The following is a 23140-nucleotide window of genomic DNA, read 5'->3' on the forward strand; positions in this document are numbered from 1 at the left end:
CGCAACTATACCCCTAGCCCCAAATGAAAAAACCACCCGAAGGTGGTTTATAAAATCTTGGTGGCCAGGGCGAAAACGACCGGGGCTTAGGAGCTTTCATCCTTGCGGAAAATGCTCAATATGAACTTCGCCCTGCCGTCCGAAATAACTCACATGCCTTCCAGTTATCCAAACAATGTATCCGATACAGCCGGCAGACATCGTCAACTTGAGGAACTCAGGATATCTAACCGCATCACTTTGAGCAGCACGAATAGCTGAAACAACTCCATCCTTATTAAATGAGTTTGGAATTTCAATTGGGGGCATCGCCATGGGAATACTTAGGGCGTCATTGCTTGATAAATAGTATGTGGTTGATTGATTGCGATAGTCAGCGAAGTAAGACTCAACGCCAACCTCAATTAAGCGACCCAATGCTTCTGGAAAGGTTAGAAGACCAGCATGAGATTGATGGGCGCATTTTTCAATAACTTCTTTTGTATTCGGATTCATAAGCAACCTCAAATTGATAGCTTGAATTATCTCGCCTCACAAATGAAAAAACCACCCGAAGATGGTTTTAATGTTTCTTGGTGGCCCGGGGCGGAATCGACCAGGACCGAGGAGCTCTTATCCTAGCTAGCTAGCTTGTGCCACTTCTGCTTTTCCTCCGGACTCATATTTTCCCATTTGGCTTTACGGGCCTTCATCTCAGCCTGCTCTTCAGGCGTTAATCCATCAAAGAAAGCCTTTCTCTCGGCTTTCATTCTTTCTTTTTGCTCAGGAGTAATTGATTGCCATTGAGCCTTCATTTTCTCGTGAACCAACTTGCGATCTTCAGGGCTTAAAGCCTTCATTTGATCGCGCATCTTATGCCAGTATTCTTTACGCTCTTCTGGAGTTGCCTTAAGTAATGCGGCATCAGTTTGTTTCATTTGCTCAAGGCGTTGATCAAATGTCAGGTTGCTGTTTGCCAAGGGATTAGGTGGTTCAGGTATCGCTGCACCAGCCAAGGAAAATACAGATATGCCAAATAGCAGTCCCACTACAAATTTCTTAGAACTCATAACGCCCCCTCTTGTTGGTTATTCGTCATTCTAGTCCCGACCAATGGATCCTCATCCGTCGGCCAAAATGAAAAAACCACCCGAAGGTGGTTTTAGAGTCTCCTCCAGCCAATAACAATCTCGACATAGAATTAAAAACAAGCCCCTAATCTAACATCTATTAAGCGCTTCTGTATTGGCGCTTACCCTTGATTACCAGTATTTAAAAGGCCTCTCGGCATCCACATCTCCGCCTAGGGCCCTCATATTCATATTGCAGTGGGGACATGTAAGGCCATCCCACTCCGACAGATGAGCACTAGAGTGGCAACTGGTGCAAACAGGCGGCATACTAATTTCAGTATTAATACTTCCAGGATGAGCAACCGCATAAGAATCAATTGTTGAGCAAGATTTGCAAACCATTGCCACTTTAGAAGAGTGAAGCCCCACTTCTTTGCCGATGCCGCTAATACATTCAAACTTGCAGGAACGACATACAAATTTATATCTAGCCATAAATCAACCCCATTAATTCTTTTTAGGTTGAAGTGCTAGCTTCTTCATATGAGCATCCTGAATTAGCAATTGCCTTTCTTGATTGGCTACTCCAATAGTGATCTTTCTGGCTATAAGATCCGCATACACGCCATCAATCTTTTTAAAGAAATCTTCGTAGACCGCTTTCTTTGCGGGGCTTAAGCCCTCCAAAGCAATGGGTCGACATGAGTTTGCTTCAGCCAGATAATTCGTTAGTGCCTTAGCTTGCTCGTCTGTCAATTTATCCGCGGAGCTAAACAAGGCCTTTGCATGAGCATTATTTCTTGTTACAGCAATAACCTGACTATCGACCAATAAAGCATCAGCACTTTGATTTCCGCGAATGATGCAATCATTTAGTCGCTTTGCTACAGGGCCTGAATGATCGGGAGCTGGAGCTGTCATTGGTGATGGGGTTTTAGCAAGCTGTACTGGATTATTAGGCGCAACATTTGTCGCACATCCACCTAGGAAAACAATACCTATCAAACTTAATTTAAATATATTTTTCATTGAGTAGCCTATGGATTATTGATAGACAAAATCAGCGCGGCGATTTTCTTTAAATGCCGCCTCTGTCTGGGCTGGGTTAGCCGGCTTTTCTTTTCCAAAGCTCACTGCCTCTAACTGAGATTCGCTGACACCTTGAGCGAGCAGGGCCTTCTTAACGGCTTCAGATCGCTTTTGGCCCAGTGCTAGGTTGTATTCAGCCGTTCCACGATCATCGGTATTGCCTTGAATAATGATCGATGCTTTTTGCTTTTGAAATGCTTTTAAGTACGAGGCATGTGCTGAGATTGTTGAAACATATTTTGGATCTACGGTAAAGCTATCAAACTCAAAATAGATTGAGCGCTTACCATACACACTAGACTTTGGATCACTAATGGGGTCGTAAGTCATAGAGCCCTTCGCATTAACTTCAGCCACCCAATTGGCGTCATCTAACTTGACGCTACTACAGGCAGAGACGAATAAAACCAATAGTGCCAAAGGTAATATTTTTACAAATTTAAACATGATGAGATTTCCCAAACGCGGCTACACACTAGTAGCCAAATAGCAAAGAGACATGCCCATAAGGTATGCCCCACCTAAGAAAATTAGGCTGTAGCTTTGGGTGGCTTAAATGCTGAGTCGGGAAAGTTTTGAGAAAATAGCACTTCATTTGCTGTAGCAAATTTATGCTTGGTCATTGGCGGAAGAAAAATCACAATTCCAACGTCGCTAATATTTGCAGTCACATGACTCATGAGGTACATGGTATGAACCTGCTCTTTATCGTCAGCCGATTCAGAACTACTATGCGCTTGCTGTGAGACTGAGGTATTGCTATAACCACCAGCGAGCTCTGCCCGCTCAATCGCAGACTGGATAAAAATATTTCCGGCCGCCGCCTTAAATCCAATCAAGAAGAGGCATATCAATAGAACGAGTGTTTTACTACGAAGCAACATGGATGAAATTCTATACCCGATTAGTATTTTTGTCGTTTTAAACGACACTCCACCCAGCCTATACAAATAAAAAACCACCCGAAGGTGGTTTTGGTATTTCTTGGTGGCCCGGGGCGGAATCGAACCACCGACACAAGGATTTTCAATCCTCTGCTCTACCGACTGAGCTACCAGGCCAAGAGCTGGAATTATAAATGAAACTGGAGGTGGGCTTAGTAAAAGCGCCTACTGTAGCTAACCCTTGGAAAAACCTTGTAAATCCTGGCTTGTGCGGATGTTTAATCCTGCGGGGCATTGAAGGGTGGGATAGAGGATTACTTTTACAAGCTACTGGCTGATATTTTCCACCTTAATTTTTCCAGTTATTTCGGCATAAATTTCTTCTGCCATATCTCGATAAAGCCACTCGGCTCTCTCTTTCGAACCACACCCTGCCACTGGAATACCTAGAACCGATGTTTTGGAGGGGCAGTAATATAAGTCTGGGCTTTTTACATAAGACTTAAGCACAGTGTTGCCGCTGGCATCTTTAAGAGAAACATTCGCTCTAATGTAATCAACGCCAGTAGCCATTCCAAGGTCACGCGCCTGAAGTGTTGACCTGAGCCTTACTTCCGTTAACTCAATATGCAATGTGAGATTGGGTATCTTTGGGGCATCGTTATAGAGATTTACCCTTCTAAATTCTTTTTTTATGCTATCTGAGAAGTCCTCGGTTGAAAACTCACGCTCACTAAGAGTTGGCCACTCAGCCTGAACTGCGGGCGACATCGTAAATGTAATTCCTGTTACTTGATTTTCTGGACTAACTATAGCGCTCTGAGACTCCAAATGAATCAGTGACCTCATATAGAAATTGGGTTTATCTATAGAGCAGCCCGTTACCCCAATAGTGACCAGAAGAATAATTGGCAACAGGTGAATACGCTTTTGTCTAAACATCAAAACGCTCCGATAAGCGGCAAGAGAGATTTATATTTTATGTGGACAGCTTCCTTTAGCGCCGTGTGGGCCGGGATTTCCATCCAGTTTAGCGATGAATAATACGAGCAAAACAAAACCGCCCGAAGGCGGTTTTAATATCGCCTTGCTTGAATACTGAAATCAGTCAACAGTAATCTTTGCTTTTTCTACAACCTTAGCCCAACGATTTTGCTCGGCTTTAATAAAGGCTCCAAATTGAGCCGGAGTATCTCCGACTAATACAGCGCCATCCTCAAGCATTCTCTTTGAATCTTCTTTTGACTTCAAGCCTTTGGCAATTTCTTTCTGAAGCTTATCAATAATTGGTTGCGGCGTTCCTGCTGGGACAATAATTCCATACCACTGAGAGGTTTCAAAGCCTTTGTAACCCGACTCCGATATGGTGGGAACATTAGGCAATACCTTTGATCTTTCTGCAGAGCCCACCGCCAGTGGGCGTAATGCGCCCCCTTTAATTTGTCCAATCAGCGAAGGCAAGCCATTGAAGGTTGCTTGAATCTGGCCACCGATGAGATCAGTCAACATTGGTCCAGATCCCTTATATGGCACATGAACTAAATCAATGCCAGCTTCAGCAGAAAAGTATTCCATTGCCAAATGACCAGCGCTTCCATTGCCAGCTGAACCATAGTTAATTTTTCCAGGATTCTTTTTGGCATCCGCAACCAAATCTGCCAACGTCTTATAGCTGCTCTTTTCGCTAACAGCAATCACATTGGGCACCTTTGCCACCAAAGTAACTGGCGCAAAGTCTGCGTTTGGATCATATGGTAATTTTTTACCAAATAAAGCTGGGTTCACCGCCAACGTTCCTACATGGCCCAGCATTAAGGTATAGCCGTCTGGCTTGGCGCGCTTCATCTCTTCCATGGCGATATTGCCAGCGCCACCCGGTTTGTTATCGACATAAACAGACTGCCCAAGGCTGGTACTAAGGCTATTAGCAACTGATCTAGCAACTATTTCCGAAGTTCCGCCTGTAGCAAATGGGACCACCAAACGAATAGAACGGTCTGGGTAGGCCGCTAATGAAATTTGCGAGGCCATTATGGCCAATAAAGTTACAAGATATTTCAACACATTAAACCTTTCCAGTTTTTGCTAATCAGGCTAATTCGATTATTTGGGTTTAAATTTGGGAATGGCACATTGTAAAGAATGTGCTCCTAGCTTTCGCCTTTATTTCGTGAGGTGTCTATTCCTAACGCCTTAAGCTTGCGATATAAGTGCGTACGCTCAAGACCGGTGTACTCAGAAATCTTTGTCATGCTACCGCCCATGATTTGCATTTGATGCTCAAAATATGCTTTTTCAAAAAGATCTCTAGCCTCTCTTAATGGGAGGTCATAATATGTTTTTGCTATTCCGCTAATAAATTCGCCTTCAGCAAGTGCGGGAGCGGATTCAACAACTGCTTGCTTTGGTATTGCCACTGCATTTGTATTGGCCTGAGGTGCACGATCTTGTTCGGGCTCAATATATTTAGGTGCGCTCTCTAAAGCCTTGCTAACAGTCTTCAAAAGCTTTTGTAAAGCAATCGGCTTTTCTAAAAAGTTTAGAGCGCCAATACGAGTTGCTTCAACGGCAGTATCAATCGTAGCGTGACCAGACATCATGACCACCGGCATGGTGAGCTGTCCCGTGTTAGACCATTCTTTTAATAAAGTAATGCCGTCGGTATCGGGCATCCAAATATCCAACAAAACTAGGTCGGGTCGCATTTGTTCTCGAATAGTGCGCGCCTGTATCGCGCTTTCTGCAGCGTATACAGTATGGCCTTCATCTGTGAGGATCTCATTGAGGAGCTCACGAATTCCCATCTCGTCATCAACAACCAAAATACTAGCCATGCTTAGGCTGCCTCTTTTGCTAGATTCATAAACAATATTGATACCTGCGCACCAATCACTTCATCGCCCTGCATACGATTTCTAATTTCAATTTTCGCGGCGTGATCATCAACAATTTTTTTCACTACTGCCAATCCCAGTCCTGTGCCCTTACTCTTTGTTGTCACATACGGCTCAAAGGCTCTTGCCAATATCTTAGCTGGAAATCCAACTCCGCAATCACTTATTGTTAGTCGGACTGCATTTTGGACTACGCCATTGTGCTCACCATAAGGAACCGACTCTGTTTTCACCTCTACTGGGCCAGTTGGATTTGGGCCTTCAAGAGTGGCGTCTTGAGCGTTTTGTAGTAAGTTGTGAATTACCTGTCTTAATTGGGTTGGGTCACCCATAATATTTGAACAATTAGGATCCAACTTCGTTTTTAATGGGCTGCCTTCATACAGTCCTAAAATTTCTGAAGTAAGCGTATTCATTGAAACCGGTCTTAATTGTGGGGTTGGCGTCTTGGCAAAATCCCTAAAGTCATTCACCATTTCTTTCATAGCCTGCACCTGGCCAATAATGGTTTCAGTGCTGCGATTGATCATTTCCTCTTGCTCTGGACTCAACTTACCGGCAAGCTTATGTTGCAACCTCTCGGCGGATAGCTGAATAGGTGTGAGAGGGTTTTTAATTTCGTGGGCAAGTCGTCTTGCTACTTCACTCCATGCAATCGATCTTTGTGCGCTCACCACGTCTGTAATGTCATCAAAAACTACCATGCGCAAATCACCTGTCAGCTCTGTGCCCCGCACAAATAAGGTGACACCCAATTCATTTTCAAACTCATTAGTGTTATGCAATTGAATTTGTTTTTGCCAAACTGGTGAGCTAGTCTGATTAGTGTTTTGCTCCGCCTCACCCTCGCTAACTACGGCAAGCTTCATAGTGGCAAAGCCTTCTTTAATGGCGCCCTCAAACTCTTGCAAAGCAGGGCTGCTACTCAAAGGCTTTCCATCAAGTTGAGTTAGGTCTTGGCCAAAAATTCGATCTGCCCCTGCATTGCTAGAAACGATGTTGTAATTTTTATCAAAAATGCAGACGCCTGCAGTCAAGCTTCCAAGCACACGCTCCAAAAATGCTTTGGACTCTTGCAAAGAAGTCCGAGTATCTGCCAACTGCCTTGTCATGACATTGAATTGACGCGTAAGCATTCCCAGCTCATCTCCCGTGTCCAACTCGGGCTTTGGCGATAAGTCGCCCTGGGCAACCGCTTGCGTACCCCTCAATAGCATTAGGAGTGGGCGGGCCAACTGCCTACCCAACATTAGCGCCAAGGTAATTGCAACAAATACCGCGAAGAAGAGGGTAAGGGTTAAGGTACCCACGAACATCTTCCGCAAACCCGTGCGTCCCAATGATTTTTCTTGATACTCACTATAGGCAGACTCAACCGCAACAATATTCTTGGCTAATGGGGCTGGAATATATCGCACGAGTTGCAAAAAATATTTATCATCCGCATCTTTGCTTGGGTCTAATTTGCCTTGAATAGCTTTTTTACGAACAACTGGAACAATTGCTCTAATGCGATAGCCGCGCTGCCCACCATCCATTTCAATTTGATCTAAAAAAGTAATCCCCTTCTTTTTAAAAGCCTCAGCAACCACTTCCGCGCTAGGCGCAGGGAAATATTTATTTGGCTTTAACTCACTCGTAACAATCAACTTGCTCTGCATATTAAAAAGGCTGACCTCTTGAATGCCAAATTGATTGCGAATCTTTGCAATCATGGCGCCAACCTGATCAGTGGTAGCGCCTGAAGGGGTCTGCACAATCTGTTCGGCAATAAAATTACCCTCGCCCAATATTTCTTCTTGAGCAACACGCAGGGTTACTCGCCCTAACTCAAGCCCAGAGTTCAGCGCTGATTCAACCTTCACATCAAACCAAGTTTCAATACTGCGGGATACGAACTGCAAAGAAACGCCGTACAAAATTAATCCGGGGACAATCCCCACCAAAGCAAAAATCATTGCCAGCTTGGCAATTAAACGTGTACCAAAATGACCCCGATACCAGCGCACTGCAATTACGCCAACTAGGATCAAAATAACCAAGGTCAGACAAATTCCAATGACCACATTTGCGGCGTATAGCCAAATGAAATAGTTATCAAAGAACTCGGTGTTTGATGAGGCTATTGCCAGCAAAACCAAAAGCATTAAAGCGAACACACCAATTAACCCAATCGTAAATGGTACGACTTTTTTACCTAAGACTTGCGATGTAAAAAAGCCTGAGTCCAGCAGGGATGCTATTGATCTCATCGCTTGATCAGATTGGGGCCATTTGGGGAGAATGGAAAGCGATACCAATCACTTGAAACGTTCCAATCACGGTTATTCAGTGCGTTGACCTGAAATGGTTTTGGTAGCTTACTAAGGTCTAGAGTCATGCGCATGCTGGCTGTATAGGACTTGCCTGGATCAAGCTGTGAACTATCCAACACACGCCATCCACCAATACTGCCCACTGCCTGTAACGCCTCTGGCATTGACTTGGCTGAAAACGTAAAGCCTTCAGAAGCAATGCGGTACTGTTGCGTTAAAAGCTGGTAAGACAATCGAGTCTGTCTTTGCACAAGAGCTGGCTTCTCATCAAACCAATACCAGCGTGACCTTGTTAAATCAAACTCAGTTTGAAAATACAGCACCACACCTTTTTGAACTGCATCCTCTAGACCTGGGGATAACTCAATCTGAAACGTAGCACTCAAAAGCCAGTCGTTATCAGACCTCTCCAACTCAAAGGATTTGATCTTGATGCCTTCTGCACTAACAGTAGTTGAGAGCATTCCCAAAACCATCAAGAACAAAAAGAGGAATTGTTTAATTCTTCGGCTCATGGCCCATTTTTCTTAAACAAAGCATAGTAAAAACCGTCGTTTAGTTCGCCAGGCAAAAGCTGGCCCGGAGCGTCTAATCGTACCGCATCGGGGTGCTGATCAGCAAACCACTTGGCTTGATCCTCGCCCTCTTCAAAAAATATTGAGCATGTGACGTATAGGAGGGTGCCCCCTGGCTTGAGCATCTTCCACGCCTGATTCAGAATGCCACGCTGTCTTTCTTGCAAGGCTCTTACATCGGCTTCGCGCCTTAAAAAGGGTATGTCAGGGTGTCGAGACACAATTCCCGAAGCAGAACAGGGTGCATCGAGCAAAATTTTGTCAAAAAGATTCCCATCCCACCATGCGGCTTTAGAGGCATCACCGCGCAGCACTTTTACCTTGTCAGAATGTAAGCGAAGACGATCCAAATTACCGCCAATTTTTCCAATTCGCTCTCCATCCAACTCCAGCGCCTGCATTGAGCAATCGGCAAGCTCTAATAAATGTGCAGTTTTTCCGCCAGGAGCAGCGCAAGCATCCAATACCAGCTCGCCATTCTGCGGGCTTAATAAAACTGCAGCCAGTTGGGCTCCGGCATCCTGAACGGATACAGCACCACTATAAAAGCCTGGCAAATCTGATACGGGCACAGCCTCTGGAATCAAAAGTGCGCAAGGCAATCTAATGCCGGCCACTTCATCTATCGACCTAGATGCAATTCCTGCATCAGACAATAAGGATTGATATTTTTCGCGTGTGTATTGCCGTTGATTAACACGCAAAATTAATGGTGCTCGCTTGGCCTGCTGAAACAAAATCGATTGCCACTGTTTTGAGTAATTCCGTTTTAAATTTGCACGCCACCAAGCAGGGACGTACATTGGAATAGGGTCAGGCGGATAACGTTTCTCACCTTCGGGTGGCTGCACCAAGAGACTAACCTTGCGCAAGACGGCATTTACTAAACCCTTGGCGTACATGGTCTTGTCATATTCACCACACGCTTTCACAGCCTGATCAACAATGGTATGGGCTGGATAGCCTTTGCTTTCAGTTGCATCTTGCAAAAATAAAGCGATCGCCACGCTTAGCAGGTGATCCACTTCAGGGGGAGGAGTCTTTGGGATAAATTGCTTAATTAACTCGTGAGAACGAACCCACTTTCGTAACGCATCAAAACTGAGGCTTTGAACGATTGGTCGCTCATGGGGCTCCAGTTGATCCAAGACTTCTGTAAGCGACCTTCCGCTCATTACTTCGCTGATTGCTTGTGCTGCAATAGTGATTGCTTCCGAAAGCGGGAGACTGCGTGGTGTTTTTTGGTCGGTCAAATTAATTTGCTCCGGGGTACACCCCGTTTTTAGCCATGTGCATTAAGCGTGCCACCCGCTCTTCAGTGGGGGGGTGGGTTGAAAAAAGTTGCGCGAGGCCACCGGCGGTCAGAGGATTCAGAATCATCATCTGTGCAGTTTCTGGATGTTGCTCAACGGCCTGAAATGGAGTGCCTTGAGCATAGTTATGAATTTTTTCTAGTGCATGTGCAAGCGCTTCGGGATCGGAGCTAATTTCTGCGCCGCCGCGATCAGCCTCATATTCTCTTGCACGAGAAATACTCATCTGAATCAAGCTTGCCGCTATTGGCGCTAATATTGCCACCATCAAACTCGCTATTGGATTGTTAGGTCTACCCTCTGAATCTCGCCCGCCAAAAAACATCGCAAAGTTTGCTAATGCAGAAATTGCACCCGCCATGGTAGCGGCAACAGTCGAAATCAAAATATCACGATGGCGAACATGCGCAAGCTCATGAGCCATAACGCCACGCAACTCACGATTCGAAAGGATTTTTAAAATTCCAGTTGTAGCGGCAACGGAAGCATTTTCCGGATTACGCCCTGTTGCAAAAGCATTTGGAGCATCTTCATTAATCAAAAATACTTTGGGCATCGGCAAGCCAGCCTTTTCAGCCAACTCTTTGACCAGCGCATAAAACTGAGGGGCAGATCTTTCATCAACTTGCTGGGCATTAGTCATCTTTAACACCATGGTGTCAGAAAACCAGTAGCTAAAGAAATTCATGCCGACAGCCATCAACAAAGCCATCAACATGCCTTGCTCGCCACCTAGCATGCCGCCCACCACAATAAATAACGCAGTAATTGCTGCCATCAAAACAGCAGTCTTTGCAAAATTAAACATTTCTACTCCTTTGACTGAAAATGCAATTGTTTTTCATCAGCACCAATCGACTGTATGCATGTTGTAGCATCTATTTTTTTGCCGCCAGGTTTTTGCATCTGCATAACCTCGAGGATGCCCTGGCCACATTGAATATATACGCCATCATTTCCAAACCCAAGCACGTCACCAATACCTCTAGTTGGACTTATCGCACCGGCATCTGGAATTCTGGAATCCCAAAGCTTCACTACAAGCCCATTAACCTGGCTAATGGCCCCAGGAAAAGGATTAAAAGCACGAATGCGACGATCAATTTCTTTGGCGCTTAAGGACCAATCAATTTCTGCTTCGTTCTTTAGTATTTTTTCAGCATAAGTAATGCCTGCATTCGGCTGTTGCACCCGAATCAAATCTTTACCTTGCTGCAAGGTATCTAAGGCATTCACAATCAAGTCTGCGCCAAGCTGCGCCAATCGATCGTGCAAGCTTACGCTTGTTTCATCAGAGGCAATATCAAGACTAGAAACCAAAACGGTATCACCAGTATCGAGACCTGCATCCATTTGCATAATGCAAACACCAGTCTTTGCATCTCCGGCCTCAATTGCCCGCTGAATTGGCGCAGCACCACGCCAACGTGGAAGTAAGGAAGCGTGAATATTAAAGCTGCCAAATCTTCCGGGGCGTTCGCTAATATCCAAAATTTCCTGGGGCAAGATCAAGCCATACGCAACAACAACCATGGCATCAAAGTCGGTTGAGGAGAGACGCTCATAGGCTTCGTCAGCTTGTACTTTTTTTTGTGGATCAGCACTAGTGCGTCTTAGGGTTTCTGGCTGCAATACCGGAATATTGTTTTCTAAAGCAAACTCTTTAACCGGGCTTGCTTGCAGGTGCATACCCCTGCCAGCGCGGCGGTCAGGCTGAGTGAGGGCCAATACAATTTCATGCCCAGCGGCGCTGATTGCGCGCATTGCTTGAGCAGCAAACTCTGGAGTTCCAGCAAAGACAATTTTCATTGAGGCGCTTAGCGCTGACCTACCAATTCTTTAGCGCGCTTCTTCATTTTTTGTGAGATACGAGTTCGCTTGAGGATTGATAAATATTCGACAAATACTTTTCCTTGCAAGTGGTCTAACTCATGCTGCAAACAAACTGCCAATAAACCATCGGCATTTATTTCAAACTCTTTGCCGTCAACGTCTAATGCTTTAACTCGAATTTCTGCTGGCCTCTCAACCTCATCGTAAAACTCGGGGACAGACAAACATCCTTCACGCCAAGATTTTTTTTCCGAGCTTGCCCAAACAATTTCCGGATTAATAAAAACCATCAACTCGTTTTGCTCATCAGATACATCAATCACTACGATGCGCTCATGAATGTCTACCTGTGTTGCCGCCAAACCAACACCAGGCGCCTCATACATAGTCTCCGCCATATCAGCGACAATTTTTTTAATACGAGCGTCAACCTGCGCCACCGGTTTTGCAACCTTATGGAGGCGGGGATCTGGATAACAGAGGACGTTTAACAAGGCCATATAAGAATTATCCAACAGAGCAATCAGTCTGTCCTGATTGTTCTAATTCCCCTATGTCACAAAATTGATTTATGCAAATAACGCCCGCACTAACCAATGCCATCCGTATCGATCGTGACAGTGGCGACTATCCACAACGCCTCTGCGATTTATATGACCCGCCGGACTCGCTCTATATATATGGGGATGCCAATCTTTTAAAGAAGCCCATGATTGCCATCGTCGGCTCTAGAAACGCCAGCCCAGATGGCTTAAAAAATGCACGCAACCTTGCGCGGGGGTTAGCCAAAGCAGGGGCGCTGATTGTTTCTGGAATGGCCTTAGGGATTGATAGCGCGGTCCACCGTGCCGTTATTGAGCTTGGTGCAGGTCACTTTACCGCCGCCATACTGGGGACTGGCATAGACCTTGTTTATCCCCGCCAAAATATCAGCCTCTACCAGGCCATCGGACGACAAGGGTTGCTGGTGTCGGAGCTGCCCATAGGGACAGGCCCCAAAGCATGGCACTTTCCCAGGCGAAATCGGATCATTGCGGCCCTAGCGCTTGGAGTTGTAGTCATAGAGGCGGCAGAAAGGTCGGGCTCCCTGATAACGGCGCGCTTGGCTGCAGATCTGGGGAGAGAAGTTTTCGCGCTTCCAGGCTCCATCTGCAACCCCAATTCAATAGGGTGTCACCTGCTGATCCAGCAGGGTGCAAAACTGATCTTTAGACCCAGCGACGTGCTTGAAGAGCTCGATTTTTGCTTAAAAACCTCATTTAAAGTGCTTTAAAGTAGGATTTTGCTATAAAAATAGGCAGTCCATTGCGGCCTAAATGGGCAAAAAATAGGGGTTTTTGGACTTTTCTTAATTTATCGGTTAATAATAAAAAAGGGGTATGCAGTTGGCTGGGTCCTATTTAGGTATAAATTGGTCCTCACTTTTGCCCCATAAAACACCATTTCTAGCTCAAATTTAGGCAAAACGCGTGGCAACTAAAGCAACTACCAAAAAAAGCAGTTCGAAGACTACCGCAGGCGACCACCCAAAGGCACTCATCATTGCGGAGAAGCCCTCCGTTGCCAATGACATTGCCAAAGCCTTGGGCGGCTTTACAAAATATGAAGATTATTTTGAAAGCGATGAATTTCTGATTTCTTCTGCAGTAGGTCATTTGTTGGAAATCGCCGCTCCGGAAGAATTCGATGTGAAACGCGGTAAGTGGTCTTTTGCCAATCTGCCAGTGGTGCCCCCTTATTTTGATTTACGTCCAATTGCAAAAACAGAATCGCGTTTAAAGGTTTTACAAAAACTGATTAAGCGCAAAGATGTCACTGCCCTCATTAATGCGTGCGACGCGGGGCGCGAAGGCGAGTTGATTTTCCGTTTGATTGCGCAACATGCAAAAGCATCGCAATCTATCAAACGCTTGTGGCTGCAATCTATGACACCAGCAGCAATTCGTGATGGCTTTGCCAACTTACGAACCGATGAAGATATGCAGCCCCTTGCCGATGCAGCCCGCTGCCGCTCTGAAGCAGATTGGTTGGTTGGTATCAACGGCACGCGCGCTATGACTGCGTTTAATAGCAAGAGTGGCGGCTTCTTTTTAACTACTGTAGGTCGTGTACAAACTCCAACACTCTCCATCGTGGTTGAGAGAGAAGAGCTCATTCGTAAATTTATCTCCAAAGACTACTGGGAAGTAAAGGCAGAATTCATTGCTGCAGCAGGAGTATATGAAGGCCGTTGGTTTGATCCGAAATTTAAAAAAGATGCTGCCGAACCAGATACTCGCGAGAATCGCTTGTGGAGCGAAGCGGCCGCACAAAGCATTGTGGCTGCATGTCGTGACAAAAAGGCAAACGTAACTGAGGAAGCAAAGCCAGCGACACAGCTTGCCCCTCAGCTATTCGACTTAACAAGTTTGCAACGCGAAGCAAACGCACGCTTTGGCTTCTCTGCAAAAAATACACTAGGTCTTGCACAGGCCTTATATGAGCGTCACAAGGTATTAACTTATCCGCGTACAGATGCAAAAGCACTCCCAGAAGATTATCTCGATACGGTTAAACAAACCATGGAGAATCTTTCTGCGAATTCGCAAGACTACCGAGCATTTGCTAAACAAATTCTGCAGGGTGACCCTAAGGATCCAAAAGCCAAGGCGGGCTATGGATGGATTAAACCGAATAAGCGTATTTTCGATAACTCCAAAATTTCCGATCACTTTGCGATCATTCCAACACTAGAAACACCGAAGAGCTTGAGCGAGCCCGAGGCAAAACTTTACGATTTAGTGGTGCGTCGTTTCTTAGCAGTGTTTTATCCTGCCGCGGAATTCCGCGTTACTACGCGTATTACAGAGGCTTCAGGACACCACTTTAAAACTGAAGGGCGTGTGCTTGTAAACCCAGGCTGGCTAACGGTCTACGGCAAATCCAATCAGGCGGATGATGAGCTCGTTCCAGTCCAAGAGGGCGAATCAGTTCAAACAGAGTCTATTGCTGCGGTGCCATTAAAAACAAAGCCGCCAGCACGCTATACAGAAGCAACATTGCTCTCCGCAATGGAAAGCGCTGGTAAGTGGGTGGATGATGATGAAATGCGCGAAGCTATGGCCGAAAAAGGCTTAGGCACACCTGCAACACGCGCAGCAATTATTGAGGGCCTGTTGGCTGAAAAATATATCGTGCGCGAAGCACGTGAGTTGATACCAACAGCAAAAGCGTTCCAACTGATGACTTTACTGCGCGGCTTAGATGTTGAAGAGCTGACTCGACCTGATTTAACGGGCAGCTGGGAGAATAAGCTTTCTCTCATTGAGCAGGGCAAGATGAATCGCGATACCTTCATGCAAGAGATCGCGCAAATGACCCAGCGTATTGTGAAGCGCGCCAAAGAATACGATAGCGATACCATCCCTGGCGACTATGCCACTATGACCACGCCATGCCCGCACTGTAAGGGGCTGGTGAAAGAAAACTACCGTCGTTTTGCTTGCGAAAAGTGTGGTTTTACTATCAGCAAAACACCGGGTGGACGTGCGTTTGAATATCCCGAAGTTGAAGAGTTGCTACGTGAAAAAACAATTGGCCCTCTGCAAGGATTCCGCAGCAAAATGGGAAGGCCATTTGCAGCAATTATCAAGTTGAGTGAAATTCCAGAGGATGACAAAGACTATCCAAATGCTGGATTTAAACTCGAGTTTGATTTTGGTAATACGCAAGATGATGAAACTGAAGCGGTAGATTTCACAGGCCGCCAAGCTTTAGGAGTTTGTCCAAAATGTTCTGGTGCTGTTTATGAAGATGGCATGCGCTATGTTTGCGAAAACAATACTGGTCCGAGCAAGTCATGCGACTTCAAAACAGGAAAGGTTGTTTTGCAACAAGAAGTATCTGCAGAACAAGTTCAAAAATTATTGAAAGAAGGTAAAACCGATCTTCTGACCAACTTCAAGTCGAACCGTACTGGGCGTGGGTTTAAGGCCTATTTAGCCTTAGATTCAACGGGCAAAATTGGCTTTGAATTTGAGGCCAAAGCGCCCAAAGCTGAAGGTGCAGCCAAGGCCCCCGCAAAGAAACGGGCGGGTGCAAGTGCAGCAACTAAATCAGCTGCAAAACCAAAGCGTGCGAGCAAAGCAAAGTCGTCCTCTAGTAGCTGAGCAGTAATAAGCTTGGCCGCTAGGGCGGACCATAAAATACCGCGTGAGCCCAAGGCAGTAGCCAGAAATATTCCTGGGCGCTGAGTGAGGGCTCCGATGATGGGCAAGCGATCACCAGCAACACAGCGAACGCCAACAAATTCACCGACCTTCGCCAATGAACGAGAGTCGCCCTCTTCATAGGCTACCAAGCCCTTAGCTTGTTCGCGATTGAAGTCATCACTTTCATCTCTTGGTGCAAGATCGTCTTCGCCTTCATCAAAGCTAGATCCCACAATCCATTGAAAGCTACCGTCCTCTAAACGAGTCGCGGGCAAACAATAACCATCGCCAGAAATACCAACCCTTGGCAATCTTTCGGTCCAAGGATTTCCTTCTTTAACTGAGAAAATACTTAACTGTCCGCGCACAGGCTTTAAAGGCAAACGAACATCAATACTACTCATTAAAGGCTTGGCCTCCATGGCACAGGCTATAACCAGCTTGTCTGCTGAGGCGATCAGCTGGTTTTGTGCATCAAATAAATGCCACGTATGAGCGCTCTTTTCAAGACGAGTAATGCGTGTATTCCAAAAGCAAGTTAATCGCTCGTGATTCTTCAATAACTCTTTGCTTGCTTTGTATAAATTTAAGCCCGCACCTCGCGGCAACCAAACACCGCTTTGCTCAATTCCACAAATCCGCTTCGCCTCTTTAGTATCCACAGCCATTGCCATATCGACATCAAGATCTAAGGAGCGCAGATGCTCCATCGTTTGTGCACGATCAAATACTTTGTCTTTTTTGGTTGGCTGAAATATTCCATGCTGCTGCCATACATTTTTCCAGCGTGCTTCTGCAAGCAAAAACGCAATACGCGTCAGACGCAGTAAGCGTGGAGAGCCTTTGCCAATATGGGGATGAGCAATGGCATAAGAATGGCTGGAACAGGCAGTAGCTGGAGATGCGGCGGCGTCAATAATGCAAACTGCTTTGCCGCGCTCGAGCAACTCATTTGCAATGGTTGCCCCACAAATTCCTGCCCCAATCACCACTATTTCATGGTGTTGGGGTTTGGTCATTTAATAAATCTAGATAAAACGTTTGTGCTTAGTAATGACTTATCAGTATTAAGCATTCAAGCGCTGTTCGATCTTAGAGCGAGTTTCCTTCAACTCTTTTGGCAAACGATCGCCAAGGTGTTCGAACAGTTCTGTGTGAAGTTTAAGCTCATTCTTCCAGTCATCAATTCCAACATTGATGGCTTTGGTGAACTTGTCTGCTGAATAATCGAGACCACCCCAATGCATATCGGCATATTCTGGAGTAATGCCAAATGCAGTTTCTTTACCGTTAGCTTTGCCTTCGGCGCGATTCAAAATCCAAGAAAGAACGCGCATGTTCTCGCCGAAGCCAGGCCATACAAACTTGCCATTCTCATCTTTGCGGAACCAGTTCACACAATAAATCTTCGGCAATACAGCGCCTTCGGCTTCGAGCTTCTTACCAATGTTTAACCAGTGCTGGAAATAATCACTCATGTTGTAACCAGCAAATGCAATCATTGCAAATGGATCGCGACGAACAACACCGATTTGACCTGTAATAGCTGCGGTAGTTTCTGAGCCCAATGTTGCGGCCATGTAAACACCCTCAACCCAATCACGCGCTTCGCTAACCAAAGGCACAGTGTTTGAACGGCGACCGCCGAACAAGAACGCGTCAATTGGAACGCCTGCAGGATCATCCCAGTTCGGATCAACCGCAGGGTTATTGGTTGCAGCAACAGTGAAGCGTGAATTTGGATGCGCGGCTTTACGACCAGCAGCGCCATCGGCAGGGGTCCAGTCTTTACCTTGCCAGTCAATCAAATGTGCTGGTGGGGTTTCTGTTAAACCTTCCCACCAAACATCACCATCATCAGTTAAACCAACGTTAGTGAAAATCACGTCTTGGTTCAATGAATCGATACAGTTTTGGTTTGTTTGACGATTGGTTCCAGGAGCTACGCCAAAGTAGCCAGACTCAGGGTTGATCGCAAATAAACGGGTTTTACCAGTGACGGCATCTTTGCGTGGTTTGATCCAAGCAATGTCGTCACCAATGGTGGTTACTTTCCAACCCTCAAATCCTGCTGGAGGAATCATCATAGAGAAGTTGGTTTTGCCACAAGCAGATGGGAACGCCGCGGCGATATGGTATTTCTTACCTTCAGGTGAAGTTACGCCCAAGATCAACATGTGCTCAGCCAACCAACCTTGGTCACGTCCCATGTTCGATGCAATGCGCAAGGCAAAACATTTTTTACCTAACAATGCATTGCCACCGTAGCCGGAGCCGAAGGACCAGATCTCACGAGTTTCTGGATAATGAACGATATATTTGTTCTTGTTGTTAGGCCATGCAACGTCTTTTTCGCCCGCAGCTAAAGGCTTGCCCACAGTGTGGATGCAAGGAACGAATTCGCCATCAGCGCCCAACTGATCAATAACTGCTTTACCCATGCGCGTCATCAGCTTCATGTTGATTGCAACGTAAGGACTGTCAGACAACTCAACACCAATATGCGCAATTGGTGAGCCGATTGGGCCCATTGAAAATGGCACAACATACATTGTTCTGCCACGCATACAGCCATCAAACAACGGATTCAATGTTGCACGCATCTCGCTTGGCTCAACCCAGTTATTGGTTGGACCAGCATCCTCTTTCTTGGCAGAGCAAATAAAGGTGCGGTCTTCAACACGCGCCACATCCTCAGGATCAGATAAAGCTAAAAAGGAATTTTTACGCTTGGCAGGGTTAAGGCGCTTAAATACACCAGCCGAAACCAACAGCTCGCACAACTCATCGTACTCAGCCTGTGAGCCATCACACCAACGAATAGCGTCAGGCTTGGTCAGAGCGGCAACTTCGCCAACCCACTCAATTAAACGCTTGTTTTTTACGTAAGCTGGCGCATTCACATTGATTTGGCCGCTGGTAGTTGAAGTCATATGTTTCCCTATGAAGATTGAATTTTTTAATCAGACAATTTTATCATTTTGGGTAAATTTTTACCCTCCGTGCCCATACCGCACAAACCCTTTACTTGCCAATGCAGAATTGGCTGAAAATTTTGCCCAAAAGGTCATCAGGGAGGAGTTTTCCAGTGATTTCGCCAAGATGCTTTTGTGCTAAAGATAGCTCTTCTGCAAATAACTCCAGCGAATTGTTGCCATTTGCAGCAAATTGTTCTGATTTTTCAATATGTTCGGCGGCTCGTTCTATGCAGTCTAAATGTCTTCTACGGGCCAAAATTGTGCCCTCTTGAGGGCCGTCCCAACCCACAATCTCCAAAATCTTTCGCTTCAGCTGATCTATTCCCGCTCCCGTTTTGGCAGAAATCAATAAAGCTTGGTCGGACGGCAATTTTGTAGAGTCTGGCAGTAAGTCCGCCTTATTGACGACCTCAAGCACAGGACATTTAGGGGGTAATTCCTTCAAAATCTGGGTTTTTAGCTCATCTTCTTGGGTGCCCGCCTGGGCATCAGTCAAAAAAATCACCATATCGGCATGGCGAATGGCGTCCCAAGACCTCTCAATACCCTTTGCTTCGACTATGTCGGATGTTTCCCTCAAGCCTGCGGTATCGATAATGTGCATCGGCACACCATCAACAGTGATACTTTCCTTTACTCGATCGCGGGTAGTTCCAGCAATAGCGGTAACAATAGCCACCTCTTCACCAGCCAAACGATTTAATAAGGAGCTTTTTCCTACGTTAGGAGCCCCAGCCAAAACTAACTGGATTCCATCTCGCAGGATTTTTCCCTGCTTAGCGCCAGCACGTAAAGCCTGCAACTTTTCTTTTACAGCTGCCAAGCGTTGACGCGCTTGGGCATTTTCCAAAAACTCAATTTCTTCTTCTGGAAAATCTAGGGTCGACTCAACCAGGATTCTGAGTTGAGTTATTTCTTCAATTAGATTGTTAATGTCATCAGAAAATGCGCCCTGCAAAGAGCGCGCTGCTCCTCGTACTGCTGCCTCACTTTGCGCATCAATCAAATCGGCAATTGCTTCGGCTTGCGTCAAATCAATCTTGTTGTTGAGATAGGCTCGCAAAGTGAATTCGCCAGGCTCCGCAATGACAAGCCCCTCGTTTTTTCCCAACTCTAAACAACGCTTTATTACCAACTCAAGTAGTTGTGGCCCACCATGACACTGAAGCTCTAAAACATCTTCACCTGTAAATGAGGCTGGTCCAGCAAAGTAAATAGCAATAAGCTGATCAATAGCATCGCCGTGTTCGTCACACAACGTTAATAGGTTGGCTTGACGTGGAGAAAGTTTTTTTTGAAAGAGGGAGTTTGTGATGGGCTGTAGGTTTTGTCCGCTGATGCGAACAACGCCCACGCCAGCCTTACCCTGTGCGGTTGCGACAGCAATGATAGGCAATTTTCTCGTCATCATTGCTGTCTACTTATTACAAAGTTTTATGCGGCTCGCAAATTACTTGGCGGGCTTTTTTCCAAACATTTGGTTAATTTGCCACTGCTGTGCAATTGATAACAAATTATTTACCACCCAATATAAAACCAAGCCCGCAGGGAAGAAAAAGAACATGACTGAGAAAACAATTGGCATGTACATCATTACTTTTGCCTGAATTGGATCTGGCGGTGTTGGGTTCAATTTGGTTTGTACAAACATTGAAGCGGCCATAATCACAGGGAGAATGTAGTACGGATCTGGAACTGAAAGGTCGTGAATCCATAACACCCAAGGCGCCCCACGCATTTCAACTGAGGACAACAAAACCCAATATAAGGAAATAAACACGGGGATTTGAATCAGCACAGGCAAGCAACCGCCCAATGGGTTGATCTTTTCTTTGCGATACATCTCCATCATGGCTTGATTGAGTTTTTGTGGCTCGCCTTTGTACTGCTCTTTCATGGCCACCAAACGGGGTTGCACCTCCTTCATGCGCGCCATTGACTTATAGCTTGCAGCAGACAAAGGGAAGAAGACCAGCTTAATTAGGATGGTCAAGAGAATGATTGACCATCCCCAGTTGCCAACATAAGAATGGATGTTATCGAGAAGCCAAAAAATCGGTTTAGCCAAAATGGTTAAGTAGCCATAATCTTTCAGCAACTCAAACCCAGGGGCGATAGTTTCTAAAACACGCTCTTCTTGTGGGCCAACAAATAACTTGGCCTTTTCCACAACCGAAGACCCTGAGGCAACCACGCCGAGAGGGGTTTGCATACCAATTCGATAGAGGCCGTTGTCAATTCTGCCGGCGTAAATATCGCGTGCAACTTTGTCGCCCGGAATCCATGCGCTTGCGAAATAGTGTTGGACCATTGCAATCCAAGCTGGTTCACCAGCCGCTACCTGGGTAGGGATGGTGATTTTGTTTTTATCAATTGCTGTGAACTCAAGCTTATTAAATTTTTCCTTGTCGGTGTAGGCAGCAGGTCCAGTAAAGGTGCTAGCAGAAAAGGCGCCATCAAATGGTCCAATTTTTTGCTCTTGCGATGCATCACGCACGATTTCTGTGTAGAGAACCAGCGGGTTTGGGTTGTTGGTTGTCTGGGTTATACGATGACCAACATCAACCACATAACTTCCTGGATTGAGGATGAAGGTTTTTTCAAGTTTGACCCCATTGCGCTCGCTCGCAAAAACAGCAAACGGTCTACCCGAGCCATCTTTACCAGACTGGGCTAATTTAAATGTACTAGTGTGGTTTGGAAGATCATTGCTTCCAAGGGAAATTAATCCTGAACGAGCAAAGTATTTATGTGTCGGCGTGTATTGGAATAACTCAACTGGCTTATTTTCTGCGGTTAAAGATTTCAATAACTTTGCATCTACAACGTTTGCGCCGCTTGCGCTGATCTCTAGCACCAAAACATCATTCTGTAATGTGAACTTTTCCGCGCTTTCTATCGCGCCACTGCTTGCGGCAGGGGTTGCAGCAACAACTGGTGATCCTGAGATTTGCGCAGGAACATCAACCTTATTGGTGGTGACCGTTTTGTCAGCAGCTGCTGGGGTGCTTACTTGCGCACCACCAAACAAAGATGGCTTGCCTTCATGAACCTGCCAATTGTTGTAGAGCATAAGACCCGACATCGAGAATACAGCCCATAGAATTGTTTTTTTAAAGTCCATTTACATTCACTTAAGTTGATGTTTTTGTATCTTTTAAAGCAGGATCATATCCACCATGTGACCATGGGTTGCAACGCAAGATACGCCACACCATTAATCCAAAGCTTTTTAAAAATCCATAATGACTAAAGCAGTCACAAGCATATTGCGAACAACTGGGTACATATTTGCAGTGCATTCCCACATATGGGCTCAATGTTAGTTGATAAATTTTTACCAACTTTATTGCCACATTGTTTAAAACGCGCACCTTAAATTAATCCCGAAATTTGAGAGCGCAGAATTTCTTTTTCTTTTTTTCTAAGCCTGCCTCGTGTTTCGCGACCAATTGGTTTTTTGAGCTTAACTACAACATCTTTATTTAAGGTGTTGGCTTGAGCCGTCCAAACCAATTCGCGAATCATTCTCTTGAGGCGATTTCGGTCAACCGCTCTTTTGGCTAACTTCTTTGCTACAGCAACTCCCAAGTCAGGCTTGGCGCCCTCTTGGGTGGATGCAGCATATACACCCCAGTACAAACTTGTCTGGGGACGTATTTTTAGTAATTCAGAAATCCTGGCGCTATTCAATGGCTAAATTAAACAGCCAAACGCTTGCGGCCTTTTGCACGGCGTGCATTTAAAACTGCGCGTCCGCTTTTGGTTTTCATACGAATGCGAAAGCCGTGAGTGCGCTTGCGACGTGTTACTGAGGGTTGGTAAGTTCTTTTCATGATCGATCCCTGGAAAACCAAGTATTTTCCTTGTTGCAGAGCAAAAGGTCAATCTATCTTGATGAATATGTAGGTGTTTTTCTCTATTTTTGGCTAAATTTCCCTTAAATCATTAATTTAAATAGAGAATTTTCTATTATTCACAAGTTATCCACAGGTTTTCCACGTTTTTGTAGCTTGT

23 protein-coding genes, 1 tRNA gene and 1 pseudogene are annotated in these 23140 nt (G+C 45.6%); 2 read left to right on the top strand and 23 right to left on the bottom strand.

Features of this window, described 5'->3' with window-relative positions; translation table 11 throughout:
• Positions 1 to 96: 96 nt before the first annotated feature.
• The 16 genes from ICW03_RS11475 to def all read right to left on the bottom strand — a co-directional run bounded on the left by ICW03_RS11475 (position 97) and on the right by def (position 12455).
• Positions 97 to 495, bottom strand: coding sequence for a DUF1398 domain-containing protein (locus tag ICW03_RS11475; RefSeq protein ID WP_215348132.1), 399 nt, complete (start codon positions 493 to 495; stop codon positions 97 to 99).
• Between the two features lie 122 nt (positions 496 to 617).
• On the bottom strand, positions 618 to 1049 hold the full coding sequence (locus ICW03_RS11480; RefSeq protein ID WP_215348133.1) for a DUF3106 domain-containing protein: 432 nt from the start codon (positions 1047 to 1049) through the stop codon (positions 618 to 620).
• A gap of 192 nt (positions 1050 to 1241) precedes the next feature.
• Positions 1242 to 1547: a hypothetical protein gene (locus ICW03_RS11485; protein ID WP_215348134.1), complete on the bottom strand. Its 306-nt coding sequence runs from the start codon at positions 1545 to 1547 to the stop codon at positions 1242 to 1244.
• Positions 1548 to 1559: 12 nt separating this feature from the next.
• Positions 1560 to 2081, bottom strand: a complete 522-nt coding sequence (locus ICW03_RS11490; RefSeq protein ID WP_215348135.1) for a hypothetical protein — start codon at positions 2079 to 2081, stop codon at positions 1560 to 1562.
• 15 nt (positions 2082 to 2096) lie between these two features.
• A complete protein-coding gene (gene pal / locus ICW03_RS11495) occupies positions 2097 to 2588 on the bottom strand; it encodes a peptidoglycan-associated lipoprotein Pal (protein WP_215348136.1) in 492 nt (163 codons plus the stop codon).
• Between the two features lie 83 nt (positions 2589 to 2671).
• Complete coding sequence (locus tag ICW03_RS11500) at positions 2672 to 3025, bottom strand: hypothetical protein (protein WP_215348137.1); 354 nt, start codon at positions 3023 to 3025, stop codon at positions 2672 to 2674.
• A 101-nt stretch (positions 3026 to 3126) separates the two neighbouring features.
• A tRNA-Phe gene (locus tag ICW03_RS11505) sits at positions 3127 to 3202 on the bottom strand.
• Between the two features lie 150 nt (positions 3203 to 3352).
• Positions 3353 to 3967: a hypothetical protein gene (locus ICW03_RS11510; protein ID WP_215348138.1), complete on the bottom strand. Its 615-nt coding sequence runs from the start codon at positions 3965 to 3967 to the stop codon at positions 3353 to 3355.
• 162 nt (positions 3968 to 4129) lie between these two features.
• Positions 4130 to 5056 (bottom strand): tripartite tricarboxylate transporter substrate binding protein, encoded by a 927-nt coding sequence (locus ICW03_RS11515; protein ID WP_215348139.1) that lies wholly within the window; start codon positions 5054 to 5056, stop codon positions 4130 to 4132.
• Between the two features lie 119 nt (positions 5057 to 5175).
• Positions 5176 to 5859: a response regulator gene (locus ICW03_RS11520; protein WP_215348140.1), complete on the bottom strand. Its 684-nt coding sequence runs from the start codon at positions 5857 to 5859 to the stop codon at positions 5176 to 5178.
• 2 nt (positions 5860 to 5861) lie between these two features.
• The gene (locus ICW03_RS11525) at positions 5862 to 8171 is read right to left on the bottom strand and encodes an ATP-binding protein (protein WP_215348141.1); all 2310 of its coding nucleotides are present in this window, start codon (positions 8169 to 8171) and stop codon (positions 5862 to 5864) included.
• Positions 8168 to 8749: a DUF4390 domain-containing protein gene (locus ICW03_RS11530; RefSeq protein WP_251374411.1), complete on the bottom strand. Its 582-nt coding sequence runs from the start codon at positions 8747 to 8749 to the stop codon at positions 8168 to 8170. The genes ICW03_RS11525 and ICW03_RS11530 overlap by 4 nt, the downstream gene beginning before the upstream one ends.
• A complete protein-coding gene (rsmB, locus tag ICW03_RS11535) occupies positions 8746 to 10062 on the bottom strand; it encodes a 16S rRNA (cytosine(967)-C(5))-methyltransferase RsmB (protein ID WP_215348142.1) in 1317 nt (438 codons plus the stop codon). The genes ICW03_RS11530 and rsmB overlap by 4 nt, the downstream gene beginning before the upstream one ends.
• Before the next feature lies 1 nt (position 10063).
• Complete coding sequence (gene htpX / locus ICW03_RS11540) at positions 10064 to 10930, bottom strand: zinc metalloprotease HtpX (protein WP_215348143.1); 867 nt, start codon at positions 10928 to 10930, stop codon at positions 10064 to 10066.
• Between the two features lie 2 nt (positions 10931 to 10932).
• Positions 10933 to 11931, bottom strand: a complete 999-nt coding sequence (gene fmt, locus ICW03_RS11545; RefSeq protein WP_215348144.1) for a methionyl-tRNA formyltransferase — start codon at positions 11929 to 11931, stop codon at positions 10933 to 10935.
• An 8-nt stretch (positions 11932 to 11939) separates the two neighbouring features.
• Positions 11940 to 12455, bottom strand: a complete 516-nt coding sequence (gene def / locus ICW03_RS11550; RefSeq protein ID WP_215348145.1) for a peptide deformylase — start codon at positions 12453 to 12455, stop codon at positions 11940 to 11942.
• A gap of 71 nt (positions 12456 to 12526) precedes the next feature.
• On the opposite strand from def, the gene dprA reads away from it, so the two are divergent.
• Both dprA and ICW03_RS11560 read left to right on the top strand, forming a co-directional pair.
• On the top strand, positions 12527 to 13228 hold the full coding sequence (gene dprA / locus ICW03_RS11555; RefSeq protein ID WP_215348146.1) for a DNA-processing protein DprA: 702 nt from the start codon (positions 12527 to 12529) through the stop codon (positions 13226 to 13228).
• A gap of 196 nt (positions 13229 to 13424) precedes the next feature.
• Positions 13425 to 16103, top strand: a complete 2679-nt coding sequence (locus tag ICW03_RS11560) for a DNA topoisomerase III (protein WP_215348147.1) — start codon at positions 13425 to 13427, stop codon at positions 16101 to 16103.
• Here ICW03_RS11560 and mnmC read toward each other — a convergent pair.
• The 7 genes and pseudogenes from mnmC to rpmH all read right to left on the bottom strand — a co-directional run.
• Positions 16073 to 17164, bottom strand: a pseudogene (gene mnmC / locus ICW03_RS11640) (FAD-dependent 5-carboxymethylaminomethyl-2-thiouridine(34) oxidoreductase MnmC); the annotation flags it as partial. The gene ICW03_RS11560 and the pseudogene mnmC sit on opposite strands and share 31 nt — an antisense overlap.
• A 48-nt stretch (positions 17165 to 17212) precedes the next feature.
• Positions 17213 to 19078, bottom strand: coding sequence for a phosphoenolpyruvate carboxykinase (GTP) (locus ICW03_RS11565; RefSeq protein WP_215348148.1), 1866 nt, complete (start codon positions 19076 to 19078; stop codon positions 17213 to 17215).
• A 91-nt stretch (positions 19079 to 19169) separates the two neighbouring features.
• Complete coding sequence (mnmE, locus tag ICW03_RS11570) at positions 19170 to 20531, bottom strand: tRNA uridine-5-carboxymethylaminomethyl(34) synthesis GTPase MnmE (protein WP_215350349.1); 1362 nt, start codon at positions 20529 to 20531, stop codon at positions 19170 to 19172.
• Positions 20532 to 20573: 42 nt separating this feature from the next.
• Positions 20574 to 22247: a membrane protein insertase YidC gene (gene yidC / locus ICW03_RS11575; protein ID WP_215348149.1), complete on the bottom strand. Its 1674-nt coding sequence runs from the start codon at positions 22245 to 22247 to the stop codon at positions 20574 to 20576.
• Between the two features lie 10 nt (positions 22248 to 22257).
• Positions 22258 to 22497 (bottom strand): membrane protein insertion efficiency factor YidD, encoded by a 240-nt coding sequence (gene yidD / locus ICW03_RS11580; protein WP_215348150.1) that lies wholly within the window; start codon positions 22495 to 22497, stop codon positions 22258 to 22260.
• Position 22498: 1 nt separating this feature from the next.
• Complete coding sequence (rnpA, locus tag ICW03_RS11585) at positions 22499 to 22816, bottom strand: ribonuclease P protein component (protein WP_251374412.1); 318 nt, start codon at positions 22814 to 22816, stop codon at positions 22499 to 22501.
• Positions 22817 to 22824: 8 nt separating this feature from the next.
• Complete coding sequence (rpmH, locus tag ICW03_RS11590; RefSeq protein ID WP_011903922.1) at positions 22825 to 22959, bottom strand: 50S ribosomal protein L34; 135 nt, start codon at positions 22957 to 22959, stop codon at positions 22825 to 22827.
• Positions 22960 to 23140: the final 181 nt, after the last annotated feature.

It is taken from the genome of Polynucleobacter sp. MWH-Aus1W21, from assembly GCF_018687275.1.
Lineage (GTDB): Bacteria > Pseudomonadota > Gammaproteobacteria > Burkholderiales > Burkholderiaceae > Polynucleobacter.

Coding starts and splice junctions, on each gene's coding strand:
- ICW03_RS11525 (WP_215348141.1), bottom strand. CDS start 8,171: ATGAGATCAATAGCATCCCTGCTGGACTCAGGCTTTTTTACATCGCAA.
- ICW03_RS11500 (WP_215348137.1), bottom strand. CDS start 3,025: ATGTTGCTTCGTAGTAAAACACTCGTTCTATTGATATGCCTCTTCTTG.
- mnmE (WP_215350349.1), bottom strand. CDS start 20,531: ATGACGAGAAAATTGCCTATCATTGCTGTCGCAACCGCACAGGGTAAG.
- def (WP_215348145.1), bottom strand. CDS start 12,455: ATGGCCTTGTTAAACGTCCTCTGTTATCCAGATCCCCGCCTCCATAAG.
- fmt (WP_215348144.1), bottom strand. CDS start 11,931: ATGAAAATTGTCTTTGCTGGAACTCCAGAGTTTGCTGCTCAAGCAATG.
- ICW03_RS11565 (WP_215348148.1), bottom strand. CDS start 19,078: ATGACTTCAACTACCAGCGGCCAAATCAATGTGAATGCGCCAGCTTAC.
- rpmH (WP_011903922.1), bottom strand. CDS start 22,959: ATGAAAAGAACTTACCAACCCTCAGTAACACGTCGCAAGCGCACTCAC.
- ICW03_RS11520 (WP_215348140.1), bottom strand. CDS start 5,859: ATGGCTAGTATTTTGGTTGTTGATGACGAGATGGGAATTCGTGAGCTC.
- ICW03_RS11480 (WP_215348133.1), bottom strand. CDS start 1,049: ATGAGTTCTAAGAAATTTGTAGTGGGACTGCTATTTGGCATATCTGTA.
- ICW03_RS11485 (WP_215348134.1), bottom strand. CDS start 1,547: ATGGCTAGATATAAATTTGTATGTCGTTCCTGCAAGTTTGAATGTATT.
- yidC (WP_215348149.1), bottom strand. CDS start 22,247: ATGGACTTTAAAAAAACAATTCTATGGGCTGTATTCTCGATGTCGGGT.
- pal (WP_215348136.1), bottom strand. CDS start 2,588: ATGTTTAAATTTGTAAAAATATTACCTTTGGCACTATTGGTTTTATTC.
- ICW03_RS11510 (WP_215348138.1), bottom strand. CDS start 3,967: ATGTTTAGACAAAAGCGTATTCACCTGTTGCCAATTATTCTTCTGGTC.
- ICW03_RS11530 (WP_251374411.1), bottom strand. CDS start 8,749: ATGAGCCGAAGAATTAAACAATTCCTCTTTTTGTTCTTGATGGTTTTG.
- ICW03_RS11490 (WP_215348135.1), bottom strand. CDS start 2,081: ATGAAAAATATATTTAAATTAAGTTTGATAGGTATTGTTTTCCTAGGT.
- ICW03_RS11515 (WP_215348139.1), bottom strand. CDS start 5,056: ATGGCCTCGCAAATTTCATTAGCGGCCTACCCAGACCGTTCTATTCGT.
- dprA (WP_215348146.1), top strand. CDS start 12,527: ATGCAAATAACGCCCGCACTAACCAATGCCATCCGTATCGATCGTGAC.
- htpX (WP_215348143.1), bottom strand. CDS start 10,930: ATGTTTAATTTTGCAAAGACTGCTGTTTTGATGGCAGCAATTACTGCG.
- ICW03_RS11475 (WP_215348132.1), bottom strand. CDS start 495: ATGAATCCGAATACAAAAGAAGTTATTGAAAAATGCGCCCATCAATCT.